This window comes from Lentisphaera profundi (assembly GCF_028728065.1).
Lineage (GTDB): Bacteria > Verrucomicrobiota > Lentisphaeria > Lentisphaerales > Lentisphaeraceae > Lentisphaera > Lentisphaera profundi.
On the sequence record NZ_CP117811.1, the window covers coordinates 2,190,566 to 2,210,993 of the forward strand.

Sequence of the window (20,428 nt, forward strand, 5' to 3'; positions counted from 1 at the left end):
TGAAATTGACCAAATAATAAATAGCCTCTCATGAGCTACAGAGAAATTTCTTCCCTCTCCTCGCAAATTTCGGTCTTATATTAAGGAAAGCTATATGGAATCCAACAATATCTATCACTACAAAAAAAACAGAAAACAGCAGTCAAAAATATTCATTAACATGGCTGTTGCGTGCTTAATATATATAGCGGGTTTATATGGCTACGAACATTACCTAAACAAAACCGTACCCGAGAACACACGGAATATTTTCATCATCGCTTTTTCCATTTCTAGTGTAGTCCTCTTCTATGTAGCTTGGTGGCTTAGAGCACACCCTGCTAACTACGAGGCCATTATAACTGTGGACCGTTTCATTGTTAAGTACCCTGATTCAACTCATTGGTCTTTTGACGTTAAAATTTCCGATATAAAAAGGTTCGAACATCGCAACACACTCTCTCATGCTGGTTCGGGTCAAGGAGCAAGTGGTATTCTTCTTCACGATGGGAATTTTCATGAGATCTGTATGAATTATGGTAACAGTATCAACAAAATGTATGACGCCATACAATCCATAGATCCTAATATTACCTTCCCGAAAAAAGTAAATAAAAAAATCTCCGGACTAATCACTAAAGATTTCGATAATTAAACCTAAAACACTAATCGATAGCAAAATTTTCGATGAGACTCAAGTTTTACTAAATCCTATCCTTATGCAGAATAAAAATGAATCAATACATCATTAATCCCAAAGAATATAAAAAAGATAAAGTCTACCTTGGATGCATGGTTATTTTTTGGCTTATCTGGGCACCTGCGACCATGATTGTTTGTTACCTCGCAATTTCAAAAAAAGAGCTATTCTTTTTCCTTTGGCTCATTTTTGGATTTATCGGTTTCTTCGGTATCCCCTATGCGATATACAGTAGAAATCGCATTCAAAAAATAATAATTGAGAGTGAAAAAATTCACTTTCATGGCACAGGAGTTCTTCCGAACTCAAAGATATCAATAAATCATCAATCTATAAGAATGTTAACTCTAGAGCATTATGATGATGAGTCTGTATTTTCACTTAATGTACAATCTAACAAAAGTCCAAAACGTATCATGTTAGCCAGTATGGTACACCCCGATCATAAAGCTAAAATATATAATGAACTAAAATCCTTTTTCTCTAGTCATGGAATTGAATGCGAATATATAAACCACAAAACCTAAGAAATAAGAGAGTAACATACGCGTCATGAATACACCTAATCCCGAACTTTATTTGGTCATAAATGAATAATATTAAATCTAAAGTCGTCATAGCACTGATTATCATATCGGGAAGCCTTGTGGGCAATGTCTCTATTTATTATGATATAATCTTTATTTCTGGATTTATATTTTTAATTGGAATCGTTACATACTTCATGAAAAAAGCTGAAAAAATCGTTTCGGAGACGGTAGCAGAGGGCACAATAGAAGAGCTCAATCAGTGTTTAAAAGAAATAGAGAACTCTGAAGATTTCGACAAAAAAACTAAAAATAATCTCATTAAAGAAATCAAACAAAAAATTGCCGCCAAACACAATACAAAGGATCTGACTTGAGATTTTTTCCTCGAATTAAATTCGACTAATCTCGATTCTTAGAATCTAATGAAAAAACAAAACCACGCAAGCCAACACTTAGGCATGAAGTCGACCCCATACTGCGAAAGCACCGAAATAAAATTGGACGACGATTTGTAATCCTATCAGGTTTTGCTTATTTCATAGTGGGTCTTATGGATATTGCATTTATACCAATTCTCATAGAATCATCGAACAGAGCTGATAAAGAGGATTTAATTTCCAACCTCATTTTTTTCCCATTAATTACTCTCATTCCCAAGGTACTTCTCTACAAAAAAGTAAAGAATATCAGATCTAACTTTGGACGTAAACATGATGAGATAAATGAAATCGGACTGAGTAAAGACTCAAGCGATTATATACCAGTCTTATTCTTTTCAGGTGGCGTTATTTTTATGATAAGTATTTGGGTTCTATTTGTGCCCACTTAAATAAAAGCAAAGCATGAGCTGCAGAGGAATTACTTCCTGAGTCTAATAATCCAGTATCACTCTCTGTATTAAGTCACTACTTTCTTTGAATCCAAGAGCCTAAGTCAGGTTCTCTGCCCTCTTATCACTATCTATCCACAACTCTTAATAAGAGAGCCTCTAAGATCTGCTATCATTCAATAATCATCGCTACTTCAGTAATAATCAAAATAATATCAATCCGCTCCACTAGCCTTACTCTTGCCGTTAGCATATAATCAATAAGGAAAAACTAATGGCTTTAATTATAGTAATATTAGTACTTATTCTTGGTCTCAATATATTAATTGGTGGTATCAAAGGTTTAATAAGAAGTCAAAACTCTAAATCTTGGCCGCATCTAGATGTAGAAATAATAAAATCTGAAGTTAAAGAAACCCCTCCAACCAGACATAATAAATTACCTACTTATGAACCTGATATAGAATTCCAATTTGAATACCATACTAGAGGACGCATGGGATGTATACGGTGAAATGATGCCTGACTTTCATTCTGTCCCAAGTGCTTTAGTGGGGCAAGCGTATGAAAAATCTGTCGATGGCTTCATTACTGGCCAAGTCCTCGTCGTTGATGCATAAATCATTTTTAAATCCGATCACCTATATAAAGCAACTGGAGGCTACGCTTACGAGAAATTGCCATTCCTCGACCAAACGACTAAGGGTCTCTTTGCTACTCTCTAGGAGTAATCATCTAAAACTAAAGCATTTGTATCTAAGAAATTGTTGTAAGATTCTTTTCTTTTTATATGAGCCGAGATATATTTAGCAAAAGGATATTATATGCGCTTATTTTTATTATTGTTTTTTCCCCTCTCGCTCTTTGCTGAAATTGTTTTGACTTCTCAAAAAACACGAATTTATGCGCTGAATGGCACTATCATCAAAACTATAGAGAAGAATACTAAGCTCAATGTTTCAGTATTAGAAAAAGACAAGAAGTACTTTCAAATTGGCAATACCCAAAACCTCATCCTTGCTGCTCATACGCTGGGCTTTGAGCAAATGCTTAACCAATCAGAGAAAGATAAACTCGAGCTAGAGAATGCCTTTAAAAGTCGCCAACGAGAACTGCTAAGACTCCAATCGGAATTTAAGACTATGGAGATTCAGATTCTTGAGACGGAGCGAGATACAGCTTTATCCTACCAATCGAGTTCTTATAGCCGTACCGGAGGGCGATACACCTACTCATACACGCGTTTAATTTCTCAGAGTAAAGCAAGGAAATTAATCGAAGTTCTCATGTTTGAGAAGGATAAGCTTAAGCAAGAAAAAATTAAGCTTTTTAAAGAATCAATGAATTTGAGTGCTGCCTTAAGTCAAAATCAGCTCAATGTTGAACAACTCAGTAAAATTTTCACTGGAAAGGATAAAAATCATAGCAAGTTTATCATCACCAAAAAAAATGCTGCGGTCTTTTCTGGAAGCCAAGTTTTCACTCACCTGAAATATGGCGAATTACTAACAGCAAGACAACACCCGCAGCATAAAGATTTTCATCAAGTTATTTTGAATAAGAAAATCTATACCATAGCTTCCAGTGATCTTGCCAATATCCAAGGCTTAAAGCTTGATTACAATAAGCGAATCACTTCAAACCTTAGCGCCATTGAGTTTCAAAAAACACTTGTAAAGGATCTTCAAACATCAATTATCTTACTGCAGTCAGTGATTCGTCAATTAGCGGTTGATAAAGCCGTCTCTGGGTATGTAAAAGTGAAAAACATGACGATTCAGATTGATCCACAAACTGTACTGGTCATCAACAATCAAAACGGAAGTTCTGTCTATGTTCATAATAATCGTGCTAAGGACGTTATTGAAGAGTGGCTTATACGCCTCGATGTAAAGAAACTAGATTTGAAATCAACTGAAGCTAATATGCTTATACGTCAAAAAAATGATGTTGATTTACGCCAAGAGCAATCAAATATCTTGGCTTTATTACAATAGCTTTATTAATCGTCAAAAATGACAATGCCGGTAATATTGTCTTTTCCGCCGGCATCAAGAGAGCGGTTAATCAATTCAGTAAGTATTTTTTGCGGTCTACGCAAATCCGTCATTAAATCCGTCATCACTTGATGAGTTAATGAACCATAAAGTCCGTCTGTACAAAATAAGTAGCGATCACCTTCTTTTCGGCGACAAATACTAACTTGCACATCTAATGCTGAACCCGCGCCCATACAGTTGGAAAGCAAGTGACTTAGAGGGTGATTCTCAGCTTCTTCAGCCTTGAGATTACCGAGTTTGACCATCTTGGCAACCCAAGTTTGGTCTTCAGTAATTTGAACGAGGTTACGACCTCTTTGCATGTATGCCCTACTATCACCCACTTGAGCGACAATGAGTTTACCGGGAACAAAAAGTCCTGCTGTAATGGTTGTTCCCATGGCACGTGAAACGTTGAGTTTTTCGTTAATCGCAAAAATCTTATCGTTGCACATCTTGATTGTTTCCACCAAAATCTGCTCTGATTCACGCAACTTAGCCGTGGTAGGATCTGCGGACTGGCCCCAAATACGCCCCAAGGCTTCTGTTGCGAAATAACTCGCGAATTCACCGCCCTCATGGCCTCCCATACCATCTGTAACGACTACTAAAGAGATTTTATCTCCCGGTAGTGTCACATATAAGTATGAATCTTCGTTATGTTCCCTTACTAAACCAACGTGAGTCCCACCTGCTATCTGATCTGGTCCTATAGCAGAACTGGGTGTTGCTTTTTTAAAGGTTTTAAACATTTAGACTTCATCCTCGTCAGTTTCATCATCAAAATCATCATAATCTACGTCCTCAAAATCAAATTCAAACTCATCTTCGGGACTTAAACTAAAATCATCGCCATCTGCTTCTAAATCAATAACAATTGCGCCTTCTTTGCGGTAAATGTTTTTGAGTTTAGGAACGTGTTTAACTTTCGCTTTGTTGAGTTCCATTACGCGATCATGGAGAAATCCTAAAACGTCTTCCACGCCTTCACGAAGTTCTGCCGTGATAGGAAAAATCTGTAAATCTGTTGCTTTTCTCAGGCGCTCAAGGTTTTCTGCTGAGCCTGGATAATCCATTTTATTGGCCAAAATCATACAAGCACGATCTGAGAGCTCTTCTTCATACAAATCTAATTCAGTTTTTAACTTCACTAGGTCATCTAAAGGATCACGATCATCTGTACCATTCATATCTAAAACATATACGAGAATTTTTGTTCTTTCGATATGACGTAAAAAGTGATGACCTAAGCCCACATTTTCATGTGCTCCCTCAACGAGACCAGGAATATCAGCAATCGTAATACGAGTAAAATCAGGAAAGTCGATTGTACCAACAATAGGATTTAAGGTTGTAAAGGGATAAGATGCTGTCTTCGCTCCAGAATTGGAAATGGAGTTTAAAAATGTGGATTTTCCCGCATTGGGATAACCTACTAAGCCTACATCAGCAATGGTCTTAAGTTCTAAGAGGAGAACTAATTCTTCCCCTGAACCACCTTCTTCTGCCTGACGAGGAATACGATTCGCTGAGGTTGCAAATGAACGGTTACCACGACCGCCTTTACCACCTTTGGCAATAACGAGTTCGCTACCGGGGTCATCTAAGTCACAGATTTGATAGTTATCATTATTGATATCCATCACCACAGTTCCTGCGGGGATTTTGACATAAAGGTCATCACCGCGATTACCATGCATATCGGACCCGAGGCCATTGCCACCATGGGTTGCATCAATATGTTGATTAAATTTTAAATCTACAAGGCTGGAGGTACCTGCATCCACCACAAAGATTACACTACCGCCGTCACCACCATTGCCGCCATTAGGGCCACCTTTAGGGACGTACTTCTCGCGCCGGAAACTAATGCAGCCATTGCCACCATTACCAGCTTTTACATAAACTTTTATTCGATCAACAAACATAATAGAGTATAGTATACAATAACAAAAAAAGCCTCAAATCCTACGATCTGAGGCTAAATTCGAAATAATATTCGATTACTGTGCGAGTTCAGGAACGATGTTCACACGACGACCATTACGGTCAAACTCAACACGGCCAGTTGAAAGTGCATAAAGAGTGAAATCTCTTCCGCAACCAACATTTTTACCTGGGTGAAATTTTGTGCCACGCTGACGGATAATAATTGTGCCGGCGTTAACTTTTTGGCCACCAAAGCGCTTAACTCCGAGCATTTTCGGATTCGAGTCGCGACCATTCTTAATACTACCTTGTCCCTTCTTATGTGCCATAATAGAGTCTCTTAAATAAATTGTTAAAATTAAATTATGAAAAGTGATGCCCATAATAATGTAATTCCTCTAAAAGACAAGATCGAGTTAGAGGATTTTCCGTAAAAAACACGATCCCACAATAATCATGCATTGCACTAAGGTCTTTTAGAACTCTTTTCATTGTAAGCAAGGTGAATCCAGCACCTTAAAATTCAAGGACAAGTTCATGGATATAGATAAAATTCAAAATCAACTGCGCCTCTTTGCTTCTGAACGCGATTGGGAGCAATTTCACTCACCTAAAAATCTGTCAATGGCGCTTGCAGGCGAAGCAGGAGAGTTAATTGAACACTTCCAGTGGATCAGCGAGGATGCCTCTTATAAGCTTTCCGAGACAAAGCTACAAGAAGTCAGCGAAGAAATTGCTGATGTACAAATCTATTTACTCCGACTCGCAGATATACTTAAGGTAGATTTAGAAAGTGCTATTCAAGAAAAAATACTTCTCAATGCAAAAAAATACCCCGCAGATAAAGTTCGTGGTAGCAACAAAAAATATACTGAATACTAAACTTCCCCGTATTAAAATGTGTGTTATAGTAATGCCCGATTAAATTTAAGGATAAATATGACGATAAATTTTAATGGCAAAGAAATGAAGCTCGATGCCGCTAGTACTATCATGGATTTATTAAATAAAGTTGATGTAGACAGTACCAAGCTCGGTATTGCCCTCTGCCTCAATCTAGAAGTCCTCCCTAGAGAGACTTGGAAAAACACCCCTATTTCTGACCAAGACCGAATTGACCTCGTGGTCGCCGCTCCTGGCGGATAAACAATTTTTCTATATAATAATAAGGAACTCAAATGGCTAAAAACCTTTATAATAAAGTCTTTGAAAAGCACACGGTAAAGAAGCTCTCTTCTGGGCAATACCAACTCTTCATGGGCCTCCACATGATTCACGAGGTGACTTCACCTCAAGCTTTCGACATGATTGAAGAACGTGGCTTAAATGTGCGCTACCCGCACAGAACCTTTGCTACTGTTGATCACATTATCCCCACTGATAATCAAGCTCGCCCTCTTCGCGACACAATGGCAGAAGAAATGTTCAATGCGCTTGAGACCAATACGGCTGCGAACGGCATCGAGTTCTTCAACACAGCTAGTGGCAAACAGGGCATTGTTCATATTATTGCTCCTGAACAAGGACTCACACAACCCGGCATGACTATTTGCTGTGGTGACTCCCACACGTCAACTCATGGTGCTTTTGGTTCTCTAGCTTTTGGCATCGGTACGTCTCAAGTACGCGATGTACTCGCAACACAAACTCTTGCCGCCGCAAAATTAAAAGTACGTCGCGTTGAAATCAATGGTACACTCCGTCCAGGAATTTATGCGAAAGACGTCGCTTTATTTATCATCAATCGCCTAGGCGTAAAAGGCGGCGTTGGCTTTGCCTATGAGTACGCAGGCGATGTTTTTGACAACATGACTATGGACGAACGTATGACAGTCTGTAACATGGCGATTGAAGGCGGAGCACGAATTGGTTACGTCAACCCAGATCAAACTACCTACGACTACCTTGCAGGGCGTCCCTACGCGCCAAGTGAAGAAAAAATGAACGATGCTATTTCTTACTGGGACAGTATTAGATCAGACGAAAATGCAGAATATGATGACGTGGTTATTTATGATGCTAATAACATCGAGCCATTTGTTACTTGGGGTATTGCTCCTGACCAATCAGTTGCTGTGAATGCCTGCCTTCCAAGTGAAGATGACTTTTCTGACAACGATAAGCCACTTATCAAAGAAGCCTACGAATACATGGCTTTCACTCCAGGAGAAAAACTGATCGGTAAAGATGTAGATGTTGCATTTATTGGCTCTTGTACCAATGGCCGCCTCTCGGATTTCGAAGAAGTTATTTCGCTTATTAAAGATAGCGAGCTCAAGGTCCCTGCTTCAGTAAAAGCCCTCATTGTCCCTGGTTCACAGGAAGTTCGTCAAGAACTCATAAGCAAAGGCTATGACAAAATATTTGAAGACAAAGGCTTCGAGTTCCGCGAAGCTGGCTGCTCAATGTGCCTAGCCATGAATCCAGATAAATTAATCGGCAATCAAATCTGTGCATCGACCTCAAACCGTAACTTCAAAGGACGCCAAGGTTCATCTACAGGACGAACTTTGCTGATGTCACCTGCAATGGTTGCCGCGGCCGCCCTCACAGGCAAAGTCGTTGACGCTCGCGAAACTTTTAGTATAGGATAAACACATGAATTCATCATCTATCATCAAAATCACGGGAACGGGCGTCGCTGTACGCGGCAATGACATCGATACTGATCGCATCATCCCCGCGCGTTTTTTAACGAAAATCACCTTTGAAGGCTTGGGTGCAGAAGTTTTCACTGACGATCGCAAACAGCTCGCTGATAAAGGTGAGACCCATCCCTTTGATCAAGAAGCCCATAAAAACTCTAGCATCCTCTTTGTCAACAAGAACTTTGGCTGTGGCTCATCACGAGAACACGCGCCTCAAGCTATTAAACGTCACGGGATTGATTGCATCATTGGCGAGTCTTATTCAGAAATATTTTTTGGTAACAACGTCGCTATTGGCGTACCCTGCCTAAAGGTTTCGGAAAGTGACATTGCTCGACTTCAAGACAAATGTGAGCAAGATCCCAACTGTGAATTTTCCGTCGATCTCTATACCTTAGAGATTAAAGCTAATGACTTAAGTGTTAAAGCTGAATTCCCTGAAGGAGCCCGCCAACAATTCATGGGTGGTACTTGGGATGTCACTGCAGAACTCCTGCAAAACGACTCCGAAATCACCTCTACGGCTGAAGCTTTGCCTTATTTCAATCACTGGAAGTAAGCTCTTCACAAGCCTTTCACTAAAGCCGCAAGTTTCTTGCGGCTTTTTTATTTCTCTGAACATCTACATGACTATCACAAAACCTTCTTGATCAAGAAATTAAATATCCATGAAAAATCATGATATACGATATGATCACAATTTAAAACTTTGTATTCTCAAACTTCAAAATACTATATTCTCTTAAGTATATAAGTAAGTGAGCCTACAATGAAGATTAAAAACCTGTACCGCATTGCGATTTCAAGTATTGTTTTATTGATCATAATTTTTAATTATACCTATATTCGAGACACAATAAAACTCGAGAAAGAAAAACTCAATTATTTAAGCAACAATAACTTACAAGTATTATCTATCACACTTGATCGAGAAATTGAAAATGCCAAAATGAGCCTAGATCATATTCATCGGCAATTCACTATTTTCAAAACATCTCCACCTGAATCACGCATGAGCCGAGATCAACTCAGTGAACTCATGGCACAAAATATTGCCTCCCACCCGAACCAATACAATACCTACTTTGCTCTAGAACCCGAGCTCAGTCAAAAGCTTTATAAACAAGAAGCTATTTCAAATGATGTTCATAAAGATCTTGCTCAAATGGGAACTGATGAATATGGAAAAGCTGACAACCGCATTGTTGAATACTACGACGATCCAGGCTACCAAAGTTCTCAAGATGAAATTTGGTATCATATAGGTAAAAAATCACAAGATTTCCAGGTTACGGATATCTACTTTGATCAAACCTATATGAAACAGTGGATGTTTTCTGTTATTCTTGGTTTATATGAGGGTGGCGAATTTCAAGGCGTTATTGGAGTCGATATTCTTTTGGATAGCTACTTCTCACAAATCGAAAACAACACCTTGAACAAAACAGGCGGACTCTTTTTACTCAATCGCTATGACAATACTATTGTCACGTCTATCGACAGCCGTAACCTCCACGCGCCTTTTGATGCTACCGTAAGAGGTAAAACCAAGATCTCCAGTTCAAGAGAATGGCTTGATGCCATTGATTCTGAAAGCCTCAATACGATCGTCCAGAACTCAGACGGTGACAAGCTCCTCGTCAAAGTCATCCCATTAAAAAACCTCCCGTGGAAACTTGTCTCTTACCAAGATTTACCCACCCTTTACATGAATATTCGACGGAAAATAGCCCTTATCATCATCGGTTCCATACTGATAATGCTGATCACTATCACTGGCTTTAACATCCTCTTTAAAACGATAAACGACTTAGTCGAGGACTTAGAGTACTCTAAAAACGAAGCTGAAAAAGCAAAAAATTTAGCTGAACAATCCAATGCGGCTAAAAGTATTTTTTTAGCCAATATGAGCCACGAGATTCGAACCCCTCTCAATGCTATCATGGGTTTTTCTGAACTCCTACAAGCCATGCCTCTACACGATAAAGCAATGAGTTATATAAAAAACATCTCCATAAGTAGTAAATCACTTACCAAACTTATTAATGACATCCTAGATTTATCCAAAATCGAAGCTGATAAATTAGAACTCTACTATAGCTCATTCTCGTTACCTAACCTTATCCACGAAGTTCATGAGCTATTCACTTATCGAGTCAAGAAAAAACATCTTGACTTCCAAGTAATATTTGATGATAAGCTACCCAAGTTCGTCAATCTTGATGAAGCGCGACTCAGACAGGTCCTCATCAACCTAGTTGGTAATGCCATTAAATTCACACAAACAGGTTTTGTGAAACTTACAGTGAGGCACGAAATGATGCCAGGAGTCGGTAACTATTGCAAATTATATTTCGACATAGAAGATAGCGGTGAGGGTATAGCTCCGAGTGAACAAGAAAAGATTTTTAATGCTTTTCAACAAGCACAATCGTCCAATAGCAGACATCATCCTGGCACGGGTCTCGGCCTCTCTATCAGCCTACGACTTATCAAAATGATGAATGGCAGCATTAATGTTCAAAGTGAACTCAATAGAGGATCTACTTTTAGCATCTGTCTCAATCGCGTCCAAGTTCCGCTTGAAGCTAAAAGTGAAATCAAAATGCATACGAATAAACTTAAAATATCTTCCTGTACTATTGTTGTCGCTGATGACATAGCTATTAATCGGGAACTAATAAAATCTTTCTTAGCTAATGAAACAACAAAAATACTCGAAGCTAAAAATGGGCACGAAGTATTAGATTGCTGTGACAAAGAAAAAATTGACATCATTTTGCTCGACATGGTTATGCCCGAAATGGATGGTTACGAAGCTGCCGCCATTCTCAAAGAAAATGAAAAGACTAAGGATATCCCCATCATTGCGGTAACCGCATCCGCACTCAAGGAAGATGAAAGGAAGCTTCGCAAAATCTGCGATGGCTATTTAGCAAAACCCTTCACTGGAGATAGCCTCATGACTGAAATCCATAAATCCCTATCACCGTCTTCTTAAATAAATAAGACCAAAATCTTCTAATTTCTGCCAAAAATCACTCTCTCTCATCAACACAAAATCACTATCAAAATATTCTTGATAGTGGGCCGCCAACTCCGAATAAGTTACTAGCTCATCACTTTCGATCCGCAACTGTGGTAACAAATGGTACAGCCACTCCGCTAAAGGAGATGGTAGCTTCAAGGATAAATCGCCCCGTTTTGACAAAAAAGTCACTTGACAATGCTCTTGCTTTAAATCATCAATTAAGAGCTCTCCTCCCAACCACAAAACGCGATCCTTGGCAAAAACTTTCACTGGCTTATAAAACTCCATAAGGCGTTGACGAATCAAATCAGGTGCATGACTCGTTTGTGGAACCTGAGCTTCAAACCAAAAGTCTAAATCTTCTTCAAAACCCACATCGTGCATATAATTAAACAAGGCTTTTTTTAAGCCCTCACTAAACTTGCCATGTTCGCAACCTAGCGGATCCAAATGGCTCAGTTCATTTTTTGCGAAACCCGCAAACTCTGGGCCTGTAATTTGGACATCATATTCTTCGGGATTTTTCCCTATGGGACTATGTACGGTGAGAGCAAATCGGTGCCAAAAACCCGAATAGATCATTTTTTCTTGAAAGAGCTGCCTCACAATTTCTAAAGAATCAATTGTTTCCTGTTCCGTCTCCGTAGGAAAACCATACATCAAATAAGCATGCACCATGATCCCAGCATCACTAAAGGCTTTAGTTGACTGACACACTTGAGTTATTCCCGTGCCTTTCTTCATCTTCCTCAAGAGACGCTCAGAAGCGACCTCAAGCCCACCAGAAACCGCAATACAACCAGCCTCTGCCAAGAGGCGACAGAGGTCTTTTGTGAAAGCTCTCTCAAAACGTACATTTGTCCACCACGATACTTTGACCCCTCGTGACAAAATCTCTTCCGCTAAATCTTGCAGTAAAGAAGGCGGCGCTGCTTCATCAACAAAATGAAAGCCACTTATCCCGGTATCATCTAGTAATTTAAGCATGCGATCAACTAAAATCTTTGCTGGAGCTTCGTCGTAACGTGCAATATAATCTAAAGTCACATCACAAAAACTACATCTCTTCCAGTAACAGCCATGTGCCAAAGTCATCTTATTCCAACGCCCATCATTCCAAAGACGGTGCATGGGATTCGCTAGTTCAATAATAGATAAATAATCGTCTAGATTCAAGCCTGTATAATCCGGCATACCTGTCTCTAAATGACTAAAATCTTTATCTTTGCAATTATTTATATATTCTACTTCACCCTCAGCATTTAAGACAAAGGTTCTTGCTAAGTCATGTAAATCACCCGTTCCTTCTATAACTTTTAGGATTTGGCTCAGGGGTAATTCTCCATCATCTAAACAGATAAAATCCACATAATCAAAAATTCGTGGATCTTCTAAATCACGCAACTCAGTATTGACATATCCACCCCCTAAGACAATGGCACTTTCGGGAAAGCGTTCACGTAAATACTGCGCACATTTTAAACCGCCGTAGAGATTTCCAGGGAAAGGAATACTCAAACCAATGACTTGTGGATTTTGATCACCTAATTTCTGAGCCAATACTTCTAGTATTTTTTGATCTAAAAAACTTTCTTCTAATTGTAAGCCTTGCTCAATATGGTCAAATGAACTTGCGGATAGTGAAATTTTTTCTTGATAACGAGAGAAGCCAAAGCCGGGATCTATATTTTTACGTACAAAATCTCCTAAATCCTCCAAGAAGAGGGTCGCTAAAAAGCGTGCACTATCCTGCACGGCCATTTTCCCAAAGACCTCTGCACCCATTTCATCTAAAATCTTAAAACGTGGTCCTTCAGGCAAGTAATGACGGCTAAAAATACTTTGTGCTAAAGTTAAATCTTTATTTTGTAAAAACCGCAATACTGCATCTGCACAATTTTGGTAATCATGGCGCAAAGCTAAAATTTTCTGAGAAGCTAAATCTAATTTTTCAGATTCATCGCTACAAAAATCAAAGATATCTTTTAATCCGTCAGACGAAAACATACTCAAAATTAAATCTAAACCTAAATCAAGCTGATTCACCTCATATGCTTGAGCACGTAAGAAATAACTTAAATACGCAGTCCCTGGATAAGGGGTATTTAACTGCGTTAAAGGGGGTGTTATTAACAGTATTTCAGCTTTCAATGCAAATTTTCCTTAGAGTTATTGTAAGGCTAAAAAATCATCTTTGACAAAAAAAACCAGCTCTGCCTATAATCTTTCTACATTTACTTATTTTAAGCAAATTTGAACTCAATCTAAGTAGGGATTATTTGCCTAATAGGGAAGTAACGATTAATGTTATCGAATAATTTCTTAGTCAACAAGGTTCACTCTATGAAAAAGCTCTCGTTAATAGCTCTCACCGTTGCTCTTACCCTACTCTCTTCATGCACTCATTTCAGCGAAGAAGCTGAAGTTAAAGCAGGCAAAACCATCGTGGGTGAAACCGCCTTCATTGCAGTCGATGAAACTGGCTTAGTTTTTGATAGCCGTATAGATACAGGTGCAACGACTACCTCAATTAATGCTTTTGATATACATATCAAAGGTAAAAGCAAAAAAAAGCAAGACAACATTAATAAACTCATCACCTTTAAAACTCGCAATAAAAGTGGTGAAACCGCCGTAGTTTCGACCCGTATTGTCAATGTCGTCATGGTAAGCAATTCACAAGGCACTGAAGCACGCTACGTAGTCAACTTAACTCTACACTGGAAAGGAAGTAAGCGTAAAGTCCGTGTCAACCTACGAGATCGTCAAAAAATGACTTACAAATTACTCATCGGTCGCAACTGGTTAAATGGTAAATACCTAGTTGATGTCTCCTTAAAAGAGCACGGTAAAGAATCTTCAAAAGCTACTCCACAGAAAAAAACATTCCCCGTCAAATTACACGACTACAAAAACAAGCTGGGTGCTAGTTTTTGGGACAAAGCAAGCTCTGCGATTTATCCTGATTCATTTTCTTTAATTGAAGCGGATGGAAAAAAAATGTTCCGCCTTAAGTTCCCCGGCCAAGAAAAATCAGTAGTACTAGAGCCAGCTAAATCATCTAAAAAATCTATCCCTGTAGCCCTCGCTATCCTCACCATTAATGGCACACGAGTCAAGTATCCCGTTCAACTCATGAAACAGAAAAAAGGTGTCGATTTATTCATTGGCACTGACCTCAAAGAAAAAACATACGGAGACAATAAATAATGAGCGCTAAAGCCCAAGTTTATTTATGGTCCCTTCTACTCATTTTAGTGGGTGCTGGCATCATAAGCTACAAATCTATACAACTAGACATACCTCTTACTCATGGAGAAAAGCGTGATGTATGGGTGGTGGAAGCTCTTGTGGAATTTGAGACTCAGGACAAACCTGTGAAAGTCAAAGTTGCGCTTCCCACGTATTATGCTCAATATAAACTCTTAGAACAACAAGGTTCATCCAATGGTTATGGCTTTACCACAGAAGAAAGCCCCAATAAAAAAGCCGTCTGGTCTAGTCGACAACCACCAGCTGGAAACCAGAAAATTTATTATACTTTCAGTATTTTTGAAACCGATGAATTTCAATCCACTAAAGGCAAGGACCGCTATAAATTTGACAAACCTTACTTTGAGCCTGCTTACAAAACTGCTGCTTTATCTTTAGTTGACTCTGCATGGAAGAAATCATCTGATAATTCGACTTTTGCGAAAGAAGTTATTCGTCGTCTCAACTTTGCTGATCCAGATCAAAACACCAATCTCGTTCGCAGCCTAATAAAAGGCACTTACACCGAGGCTCACTTAGTCCGAGATCTTATTCTACTTAAAGATGTACCCGCAACCGTTCTTCGAGGTTTACAGTTAGAGGATGGTACGCGTAAAACAACTACCGGCAACTACTTAGCTTTTTACGATGAAAAATGGAGTGTTATCAATCATATTTCTGGTGAAATCGGGCTCCCAAAAGACACCATTTTTTGGGCTCTAACTTCCGTCTTAGAAACGGCAGGCTGTACAAATTCCAAAATCACTTTCTCCATGATCAAGAGTGATCAATCCGCAAAATCTCTCGCGATCAAAAATAGTTTAGAAGACTCGTCCCCGATCATGAACTTTTCTATCTTCAGTTTGCCACTTGAATTCCAATCTGTTTTCAAGCTTCTACTGCTTATTCCCGTCGGCACCTTAATTGTCGTAATCATTCGTAACCTTGTTGGAATTTCTACTTCGGGAACCTTTATGCCTGTCTTATTAGCCATTGCCTTTATTGAAACGAGCCTAGTTAAAGGACTCGTTGTCTTACTCGTCATGATGGTCCTTGGCCTGCTAATCCGAACCTATTTATCACGAATGAACCTACTCCTAGTTCCTAGGATATCCGCTGTTGTCATCTGCGTTGTCATCCTCATGGCCTTCATCTCGATCACCTCCTACAAAATGGGCATAGCTGGCGGTATCAGTGTCACTTTCTTTCCTATGATCATCATTTCATGGACTATTGAGAGAACCTCTATCATGTGGGAAGAACACGGAGGCCGCGAAGTTTTCGAGAAAATGGGCGGTAGTCTAATCGTCTCAATCATCATCTATTTTGTCATGACTAATAGTTTCGTTAAGTACTTCACCTTCACTTTCCCTGAGGTTATGCTGATCATGCTAGCGTTTGTTTTATTGATTGGTGTCTACACGGGCTATCGACTCACTGAGATCTTCCGCTTTGAACCCCTCGTCACAGATGAGGATATTAAACAATGAAGTGGGCCTCTCCCTTTAAATTAAAAAGCAAGGGCATTCTAGGCATGAATGCTCGTAACTTCAGTTACGTGCTTTCTAAAAACAAACGTGAACTTTACCCTCTCGTCGACGACAAGATGGAGACCAAGCGCATCGCCTTACTCGAAGGACTGAGTGTCCCCGACCTTATCTGTTGCCTTAAGTACAATCACCAACTCAAAGAACTTCACACAGTCTTGAAGGATCATCAAGAATTTGTCCTAAAACCCGCCAAAGGCTGCGCTGGAAAAGGCATCTTAGTCATTACTGGTCGCAATGAGAAAGGCTTTATCAAAGCTTCTGGCTCCATCGTCACCTTTACTGAATTCAACCGTCATGTGGCCAGTATTCTTACGGGGATGTATTCCCTTGGTGGTACTCCAGACACGGCAATGTTTGAAAAACTCGTTCATTTTACCGATACTTTCAATGGCTATACTTACCAAGGTGTCCCCGACATTCGCGTTATCATATATCGTGGTTATCCTGTCATGGCAATGACGCGACTATCAACAAAAATATCTGATGGCAAAGCGAACCTCCATCAAGGTGCAGTTGGCGTTGGGCTCGACATAGTCACTGGTAAAGCGATCCAAGCTGTACAGTTTAACAAACTCGTGACCAAACACCCAGATACAGGGCAATCTTTTGAAGGTTTAGAAATACCCGACTGGGATGTCGTCTTAAAGTTATCCGCTCAAAGTTTTGATATCACGGGATTAGGCTATTTAGGTGCCGATATTGTCTTAGACAAAGCAAGGGGACCACTTATTCTTGAACTCAATGCACGACCGGGCTTATCTATCCAAATCGCTAATGGCCACGGCTTAGAAAAACGACTCTTATATATTGATTCAGTTCATAAAAAACGTCGGAATATTGATGAAAAACTTGCGCTCGTAAAAGAAAAATTTGTTGATTTAAAATAATCAAATTTTGTAGCTAGTCTTACCTAATCTATAACGCTTCATCGTACGTGTATCGGCTGTTATCAGTTCCGAAAGCAAACTTCCTGCTTTCGGATGAACAAGACCAGGAACGATTTCTAATAAGGGCACATAGACAAAGTCTCTTGTTAGAATTTCTGGATGAGGTAAGTGCATCAATTCTGTTTCAACCACCGATGATCCATATAAAATCAGATCTAAATCTAATTTTCGCTCGTCATGCTTATGGCCACCATCCTGACGTCCAAATTTCTGTTCAATTTCGCGCAGTACTTTATATTTTAAGTCATAAGCATCTAAGGATGTTTCAAGCCGTATGACTCCATTCAAAAACTCGTGTTGCCCTTCGCTTGTCCCCACAGCTTGATTCAAATAGAAACCTGAAACCGCGGTGATTTTAAACTTTTCTTCTAAGTCACGAAGCGCCATAGCGATGCTATCAAAAGGATCTATATTTGAACCTATAGCTACATAGGCCGTTTTCATTGTCTTTGCCTATAGATAGAAATAGCTACATTATCCGCTAATTCTAAAGCTTCAGGTTTATCAATCTTAATGGTGCAAGCCTGAACCAAAGCATGACTTAAACACTCGGCAGCACATAATTCTGCTAATTTCTCAATCAATAGGCATTCAGATTCGTTTGCGATCTCCGCTAATTTTCTATGCAGTGAATCATAGTCGACGGTATGATTAATATCATCACTTTTTCCCGCTTCTCGTAAATCTAAATAGAGCTTTGCCGAGACAATAAAATCTTGTGGATTCAAACGCTCTTCAGGATACAGACCTAATATTGCTTTTACTCTGACTTTCTGAATATAAATCTCATCTAATTCATTTATCATTAAGATTCATTTCCTTTAATAAACCAATACGATTTTGCCAGTCAGGCATCACTTTTACGAAGAGGCGTAAATCAACAAATTTCTCTAAACTCTTCCCGAGCTTATTACGTGATTGGCGCTGGATTTCTTTCACCATGTCACCACCACTACCGATAACAATCAGCTTCTGAGATTCTCGCTCAACTAAAATAGTCGCTTCGATTTTGATTTTCTTTTCTCTCTCATCCCAATGATCAATCATTACTGCTATGGAATGAGGCAATTCACTATGAAGTAATTCTAAAGCACTTTCACGAATGATATCTTCTGCAATATCTCTTAAAAACGCATCGGCAAGCTGATCATCTGGATAGAGGAAGGGCCCTTTTGGTAAAAGGTTCTTTATCAATTCTAATAAATCTGTCACACCATTATTCATTAATGCTGACATGCGATGAATTGTAGGCTTCTCCTCAAAGTGTGCACAATAATTCATTTCCATTTCGCGAATGGCGGCTTCAGTCGCTTTATCACACTTATTGAGAACCAGAATGGTAGTCTTCCCATCTGCAGCCGCGGCCGCTTTCGCCGCCATCTCATCTTCCATGCCGAACTCTCGCATGGGATCACAGAGCAAAAGCGTTATATCATTCTTGTCAATCGCACGTTTAATCGTACGATCCATCATTTCATCCATACGGTTCTTACTTTCGTGAATACCCGGAGTATCTGAAAAAATAATCTGAGCTGAATCATCGGTATAAATCCCCACCCACCTACGTCTTGTCGTATGAGGCACACGAGAAACAGCCGCAAGCTTATAGCCTAAGGCTTGGTTCACAAAAGTCGATTTCCCTGCATTAGGTCGCCCTATAATGGCAACAAAACCGCAATTACCGTAGCCATAATCTTCAAGCATTATCTAACTCAAGTAAAATCAATGATTCAAAATGAGCCGTCTGTGGGAACATATCCAACATCGCTAATTTCTTGTGCTTATATCCCAGTGGCAAAATCTCTTTAAGATCACGTGCCAAAGTACCTGGATCACAAGAAACATAGAGAATCCAACGAGGAGATCGTTTGCTGATGGCCTTAATCGTACCTGGGCCAACTCCAGCGCGAGGCGGATCAAGGATCAGAGTTGTCTCTCCAATCAATTTCCCTAAACGCTGACGAAGTAACTTATTCACGTCTCCAGCAATGTACTTATGCGTTGTTAAACCATGTTCTTGCGCATTAAAATTCGCCGCTTCTACACCTTTATCATCAATCTCTAAGCCCACGACTCTCACGCCTTTGAGTTCCATTGAGAGGAAACCAGATCCACAGAAGGCATCAATCACAAATGTACATTCTTTCAAGGATGAAATAATCTCTGCACACATGCTCTGTAAAGCTTCTGCTACTTCACGATTAACTTGGCTAAATGAACCTGAAGGCATGACATATTCTTTATCATTATAAATTTCTCTTCTCCATGGCAAGCCTACTGGGGCTTTACCATAAAAAGCAACTGTTTCTTTATTGCTGCTTGCATGGCGAATCGTCGCTCTCAAAGGACGATCTCTCTTGCTATTGCGGTGGCCCCACTTGGTCTTACTGAGTCCAGGCACCTGTTCATTTACTGGCGCTTGCGCTAACAAACATTCCTTAACTCGTACCAAGCTTCGATTGTCGCGTCCAATAAAGCCGTAAATAACTTCATCATTTTCAGTACGACGAGCATTTAAGCTAATTCTATTTCGATAATTCCATTGGTTTACCGATGGTACGATCTCGATATCATCGTTATCTATATCCAAACCACCAAGACGTTTTAAAACTTGGCGAAACTGAGCTTCTTTTACAGTGACTTGTTCATCATAAGTCATGTGCTGATAGGAACAACCACCACATTCACCGTAATACTGACAAGGTGCTTCTGCACGTTTCTCGGATGCTTCTACAATCTCAACAATCTCGCCACGGCAAAAGTTCTTATTATCTTTTAAAATCTTTACTTTTACTTTTTCACCAGGAACTGAAAATGGCACAAAACACACGCGCCCATCTTCCATACGACCTGCACCATCACCACCGTAGGCGATGTTATCTATCTCAAAAATCTCTTCTCTTTCCATAATCTTCTCATATTTATTTGTGTACCATTATGTGACAAACACTTATCTATCACTTATAGTGCTTAAAATCAGCTTAGGTATATAAT

Annotated in this window: 21 protein-coding genes and 1 pseudogene; 14 read left to right on the forward strand and 8 right to left on the reverse strand. The window is 39.5% G+C overall.

Translation table 11 applies throughout. The annotated features are described in order from the left end of the window. Positions 1–94 precede the first annotated feature (94 nt). The 6 genes and pseudogenes from PQO03_RS08810 to PQO03_RS08830 all read left to right on the forward strand — a co-directional run bounded on the left by PQO03_RS08810 (position 95) and on the right by PQO03_RS08830 (position 4,035). Positions 95–634, forward strand: coding sequence for a hypothetical protein (locus PQO03_RS08810; RefSeq protein ID WP_274149618.1), 540 nt, complete (start codon positions 95–97; stop codon positions 632–634). Between the two features lie 77 nt (positions 635–711). After that, positions 712–1,206 (forward strand): hypothetical protein, encoded by a 495-nt coding sequence (locus PQO03_RS08815; RefSeq protein WP_274149620.1) that lies wholly within the window; start codon positions 712–714, stop codon positions 1,204–1,206. Positions 1,207–1,268: 62 nt separating this feature from the next. Then, on the forward strand, positions 1,269–1,583 hold the full coding sequence (locus PQO03_RS08820) for a hypothetical protein (RefSeq protein ID WP_274149621.1): 315 nt from the start codon (positions 1,269–1,271) through the stop codon (positions 1,581–1,583). A gap of 729 nt (positions 1,584–2,312) precedes the next feature. Beyond that, positions 2,313–2,552 (forward strand): hypothetical protein, encoded by a 240-nt coding sequence (locus PQO03_RS08825; RefSeq protein WP_274149623.1) that lies wholly within the window; start codon positions 2,313–2,315, stop codon positions 2,550–2,552. Beyond that, positions 2,518–2,658 (forward strand): annotated as a pseudogene (locus PQO03_RS22095) (short chain dehydrogenase); the annotation flags it as partial. The gene PQO03_RS08825 and the pseudogene PQO03_RS22095, both read left to right, overlap by 35 nt. A 204-nt stretch (positions 2,659–2,862) precedes the next feature. Further along, positions 2,863–4,035, forward strand: a complete 1,173-nt coding sequence (locus PQO03_RS08830; protein WP_274149624.1) for a hypothetical protein — start codon at positions 2,863–2,865, stop codon at positions 4,033–4,035. A gap of 5 nt (positions 4,036–4,040) precedes the next feature. Here PQO03_RS08830 and PQO03_RS08835 read toward each other — a convergent pair whose 3' ends face one another. The 3 genes from PQO03_RS08835 to rpmA form a co-directional block, all read right to left on the reverse strand. Then, positions 4,041–4,829: a PP2C family protein-serine/threonine phosphatase gene (locus PQO03_RS08835; RefSeq protein ID WP_274149626.1), complete on the reverse strand. Its 789-nt coding sequence runs from the start codon at positions 4,827–4,829 to the stop codon at positions 4,041–4,043. Then, entirely contained in the window at positions 4,830–6,005 is a 1,176-nt protein-coding gene (obgE, locus tag PQO03_RS08840) for a GTPase ObgE (protein ID WP_274149628.1), read from the reverse strand. A gap of 75 nt (positions 6,006–6,080) precedes the next feature. Continuing rightward, the gene (rpmA, locus tag PQO03_RS08845; RefSeq protein WP_274149629.1) at positions 6,081–6,335 is read right to left on the reverse strand and encodes a 50S ribosomal protein L27; all 255 of its coding nucleotides are present in this window, start codon (positions 6,333–6,335) and stop codon (positions 6,081–6,083) included. Positions 6,336–6,543: 208 nt separating this feature from the next. Here rpmA and PQO03_RS08850 point away from each other — a divergent pair, with 208 nt between their 5' ends. The 5 genes from PQO03_RS08850 to PQO03_RS08870 all read left to right on the forward strand — a co-directional run bounded on the left by PQO03_RS08850 (position 6,544) and on the right by PQO03_RS08870 (position 11,655). Continuing rightward, complete coding sequence (locus tag PQO03_RS08850; protein ID WP_274149631.1) at positions 6,544–6,888, forward strand: nucleotide pyrophosphohydrolase; 345 nt, start codon at positions 6,544–6,546, stop codon at positions 6,886–6,888. A gap of 57 nt (positions 6,889–6,945) precedes the next feature. Continuing rightward, positions 6,946–7,152: a sulfur carrier protein ThiS gene (gene thiS, locus PQO03_RS08855; protein ID WP_274149633.1), complete on the forward strand. Its 207-nt coding sequence runs from the start codon at positions 6,946–6,948 to the stop codon at positions 7,150–7,152. Between the two features lie 32 nt (positions 7,153–7,184). Beyond that, positions 7,185–8,600, forward strand: a complete 1,416-nt coding sequence (gene leuC / locus PQO03_RS08860) for a 3-isopropylmalate dehydratase large subunit (protein ID WP_274149634.1) — start codon at positions 7,185–7,187, stop codon at positions 8,598–8,600. 4 nt (positions 8,601–8,604) lie between these two features. Then, positions 8,605–9,213 (forward strand): 3-isopropylmalate dehydratase small subunit, encoded by a 609-nt coding sequence (locus PQO03_RS08865; RefSeq protein ID WP_274149635.1) that lies wholly within the window; start codon positions 8,605–8,607, stop codon positions 9,211–9,213. 210 nt (positions 9,214–9,423) lie between these two features. Beyond that, positions 9,424–11,655 carry a hybrid sensor histidine kinase/response regulator gene (locus tag PQO03_RS08870; protein WP_274149636.1) on the forward strand — a complete coding sequence of 744 codons (2,232 nt, stop codon included), beginning with the start codon at positions 9,424–9,426 and terminating at the stop codon, positions 11,653–11,655. Here the strand turns inward: PQO03_RS08870 and PQO03_RS08875 are convergent. Then, a complete protein-coding gene (locus PQO03_RS08875) occupies positions 11,641–13,836 on the reverse strand; it encodes a B12-binding domain-containing radical SAM protein (RefSeq protein WP_274149638.1) in 2,196 nt (731 codons plus the stop codon). The two genes, PQO03_RS08870 and PQO03_RS08875, sit on opposite strands and share 15 nt — an antisense overlap. A 192-nt stretch (positions 13,837–14,028) precedes the next feature. Here PQO03_RS08875 and PQO03_RS08880 point away from each other — a divergent pair, with 192 nt between their 5' ends. The 3 genes from PQO03_RS08880 to PQO03_RS08890 are packed head-to-tail and all read left to right on the forward strand — an operon-like array spanning position 14,029 to position 17,374. Continuing rightward, entirely contained in the window at positions 14,029–14,895 is an 867-nt protein-coding gene (locus tag PQO03_RS08880) for an ATP-dependent zinc protease family protein (protein ID WP_274149640.1), read from the forward strand. Beyond that, positions 14,895–16,427, forward strand: coding sequence for an inactive transglutaminase family protein (locus PQO03_RS08885; RefSeq protein WP_274149642.1), 1,533 nt, complete (start codon positions 14,895–14,897; stop codon positions 16,425–16,427). The genes PQO03_RS08880 and PQO03_RS08885 overlap by 1 nt, the downstream gene beginning before the upstream one ends. Beyond that, positions 16,424–17,374: an alpha-L-glutamate ligase-like protein gene (locus PQO03_RS08890; RefSeq protein ID WP_274149644.1), complete on the forward strand. Its 951-nt coding sequence runs from the start codon at positions 16,424–16,426 to the stop codon at positions 17,372–17,374. The genes PQO03_RS08885 and PQO03_RS08890 overlap by 4 nt, the downstream gene beginning before the upstream one ends. On the opposite strand, the gene folK is transcribed toward PQO03_RS08890, so the two are convergent. From folK to PQO03_RS08910, 4 genes are read right to left on the reverse strand one after another with little or no spacing between them, the layout of a single operon-like run. Beyond that, positions 17,375–17,878 carry a 2-amino-4-hydroxy-6-hydroxymethyldihydropteridine diphosphokinase gene (gene folK, locus PQO03_RS08895; RefSeq protein WP_274149645.1) on the reverse strand — a complete coding sequence of 168 codons (504 nt, stop codon included), beginning with the start codon at positions 17,876–17,878 and terminating at the stop codon, positions 17,375–17,377. Continuing rightward, positions 17,875–18,240, reverse strand: a complete 366-nt coding sequence (gene folB / locus PQO03_RS08900; RefSeq protein WP_274149647.1) for a dihydroneopterin aldolase — start codon at positions 18,238–18,240, stop codon at positions 17,875–17,877. Before folB ends, folK begins: the two co-directional genes overlap by 4 nt. Next, the gene (gene era / locus PQO03_RS08905) at positions 18,230–19,138 is read right to left on the reverse strand and encodes a GTPase Era (RefSeq protein ID WP_274149650.1); all 909 of its coding nucleotides are present in this window, start codon (positions 19,136–19,138) and stop codon (positions 18,230–18,232) included. The genes folB and era overlap by 11 nt, the downstream gene beginning before the upstream one ends. Then, entirely contained in the window at positions 19,131–20,342 is a 1,212-nt protein-coding gene (locus PQO03_RS08910) for a class I SAM-dependent RNA methyltransferase (RefSeq protein WP_274149652.1), read from the reverse strand. The genes era and PQO03_RS08910 overlap by 8 nt, the downstream gene beginning before the upstream one ends. Between the last annotated feature and the right edge of the window lie 86 nt (positions 20,343–20,428).

Coding starts and splice junctions, on each gene's coding strand:
- leuC (WP_274149634.1), top strand. CDS start 7,185: ATGGCTAAAAACCTTTATAATAAAGTCTTTGAAAAGCACACGGTAAAG.
- rpmA (WP_274149629.1), bottom strand. CDS start 6,335: ATGGCACATAAGAAGGGACAAGGTAGTATTAAGAATGGTCGCGACTCG.
- PQO03_RS08810 (WP_274149618.1), top strand. CDS start 95: ATGGAATCCAACAATATCTATCACTACAAAAAAAACAGAAAACAGCAG.
- PQO03_RS08880 (WP_274149640.1), top strand. CDS start 14,029: ATGAAAAAGCTCTCGTTAATAGCTCTCACCGTTGCTCTTACCCTACTC.
- PQO03_RS08885 (WP_274149642.1), top strand. CDS start 14,895: ATGAGCGCTAAAGCCCAAGTTTATTTATGGTCCCTTCTACTCATTTTA.
- PQO03_RS08865 (WP_274149635.1), top strand. CDS start 8,605: ATGAATTCATCATCTATCATCAAAATCACGGGAACGGGCGTCGCTGTA.
- PQO03_RS08820 (WP_274149621.1), top strand. CDS start 1,269: ATGAATAATATTAAATCTAAAGTCGTCATAGCACTGATTATCATATCG.
- PQO03_RS08890 (WP_274149644.1), top strand. CDS start 16,424: ATGAAGTGGGCCTCTCCCTTTAAATTAAAAAGCAAGGGCATTCTAGGC.
- era (WP_274149650.1), bottom strand. CDS start 19,138: ATGCTTGAAGATTATGGCTACGGTAATTGCGGTTTTGTTGCCATTATA.
- folK (WP_274149645.1), bottom strand. CDS start 17,878: ATGAAAACGGCCTATGTAGCTATAGGTTCAAATATAGATCCTTTTGAT.
- obgE (WP_274149628.1), bottom strand. CDS start 6,005: ATGTTTGTTGATCGAATAAAAGTTTATGTAAAAGCTGGTAATGGTGGC.
- folB (WP_274149647.1), bottom strand. CDS start 18,240: ATGATAAATGAATTAGATGAGATTTATATTCAGAAAGTCAGAGTAAAA.
- PQO03_RS08825 (WP_274149623.1), top strand. CDS start 2,313: ATGGCTTTAATTATAGTAATATTAGTACTTATTCTTGGTCTCAATATA.
- thiS (WP_274149633.1), top strand. CDS start 6,946: ATGACGATAAATTTTAATGGCAAAGAAATGAAGCTCGATGCCGCTAGT.
- PQO03_RS08870 (WP_274149636.1), top strand. CDS start 9,424: ATGAAGATTAAAAACCTGTACCGCATTGCGATTTCAAGTATTGTTTTA.
- PQO03_RS08815 (WP_274149620.1), top strand. CDS start 712: ATGAATCAATACATCATTAATCCCAAAGAATATAAAAAAGATAAAGTC.
- PQO03_RS08835 (WP_274149626.1), bottom strand. CDS start 4,829: ATGTTTAAAACCTTTAAAAAAGCAACACCCAGTTCTGCTATAGGACCA.
- PQO03_RS08910 (WP_274149652.1), bottom strand. CDS start 20,342: ATGGAAAGAGAAGAGATTTTTGAGATAGATAACATCGCCTACGGTGGT.
- PQO03_RS08830 (WP_274149624.1), top strand. CDS start 2,863: ATGCGCTTATTTTTATTATTGTTTTTTCCCCTCTCGCTCTTTGCTGAA.
- PQO03_RS08850 (WP_274149631.1), top strand. CDS start 6,544: ATGGATATAGATAAAATTCAAAATCAACTGCGCCTCTTTGCTTCTGAA.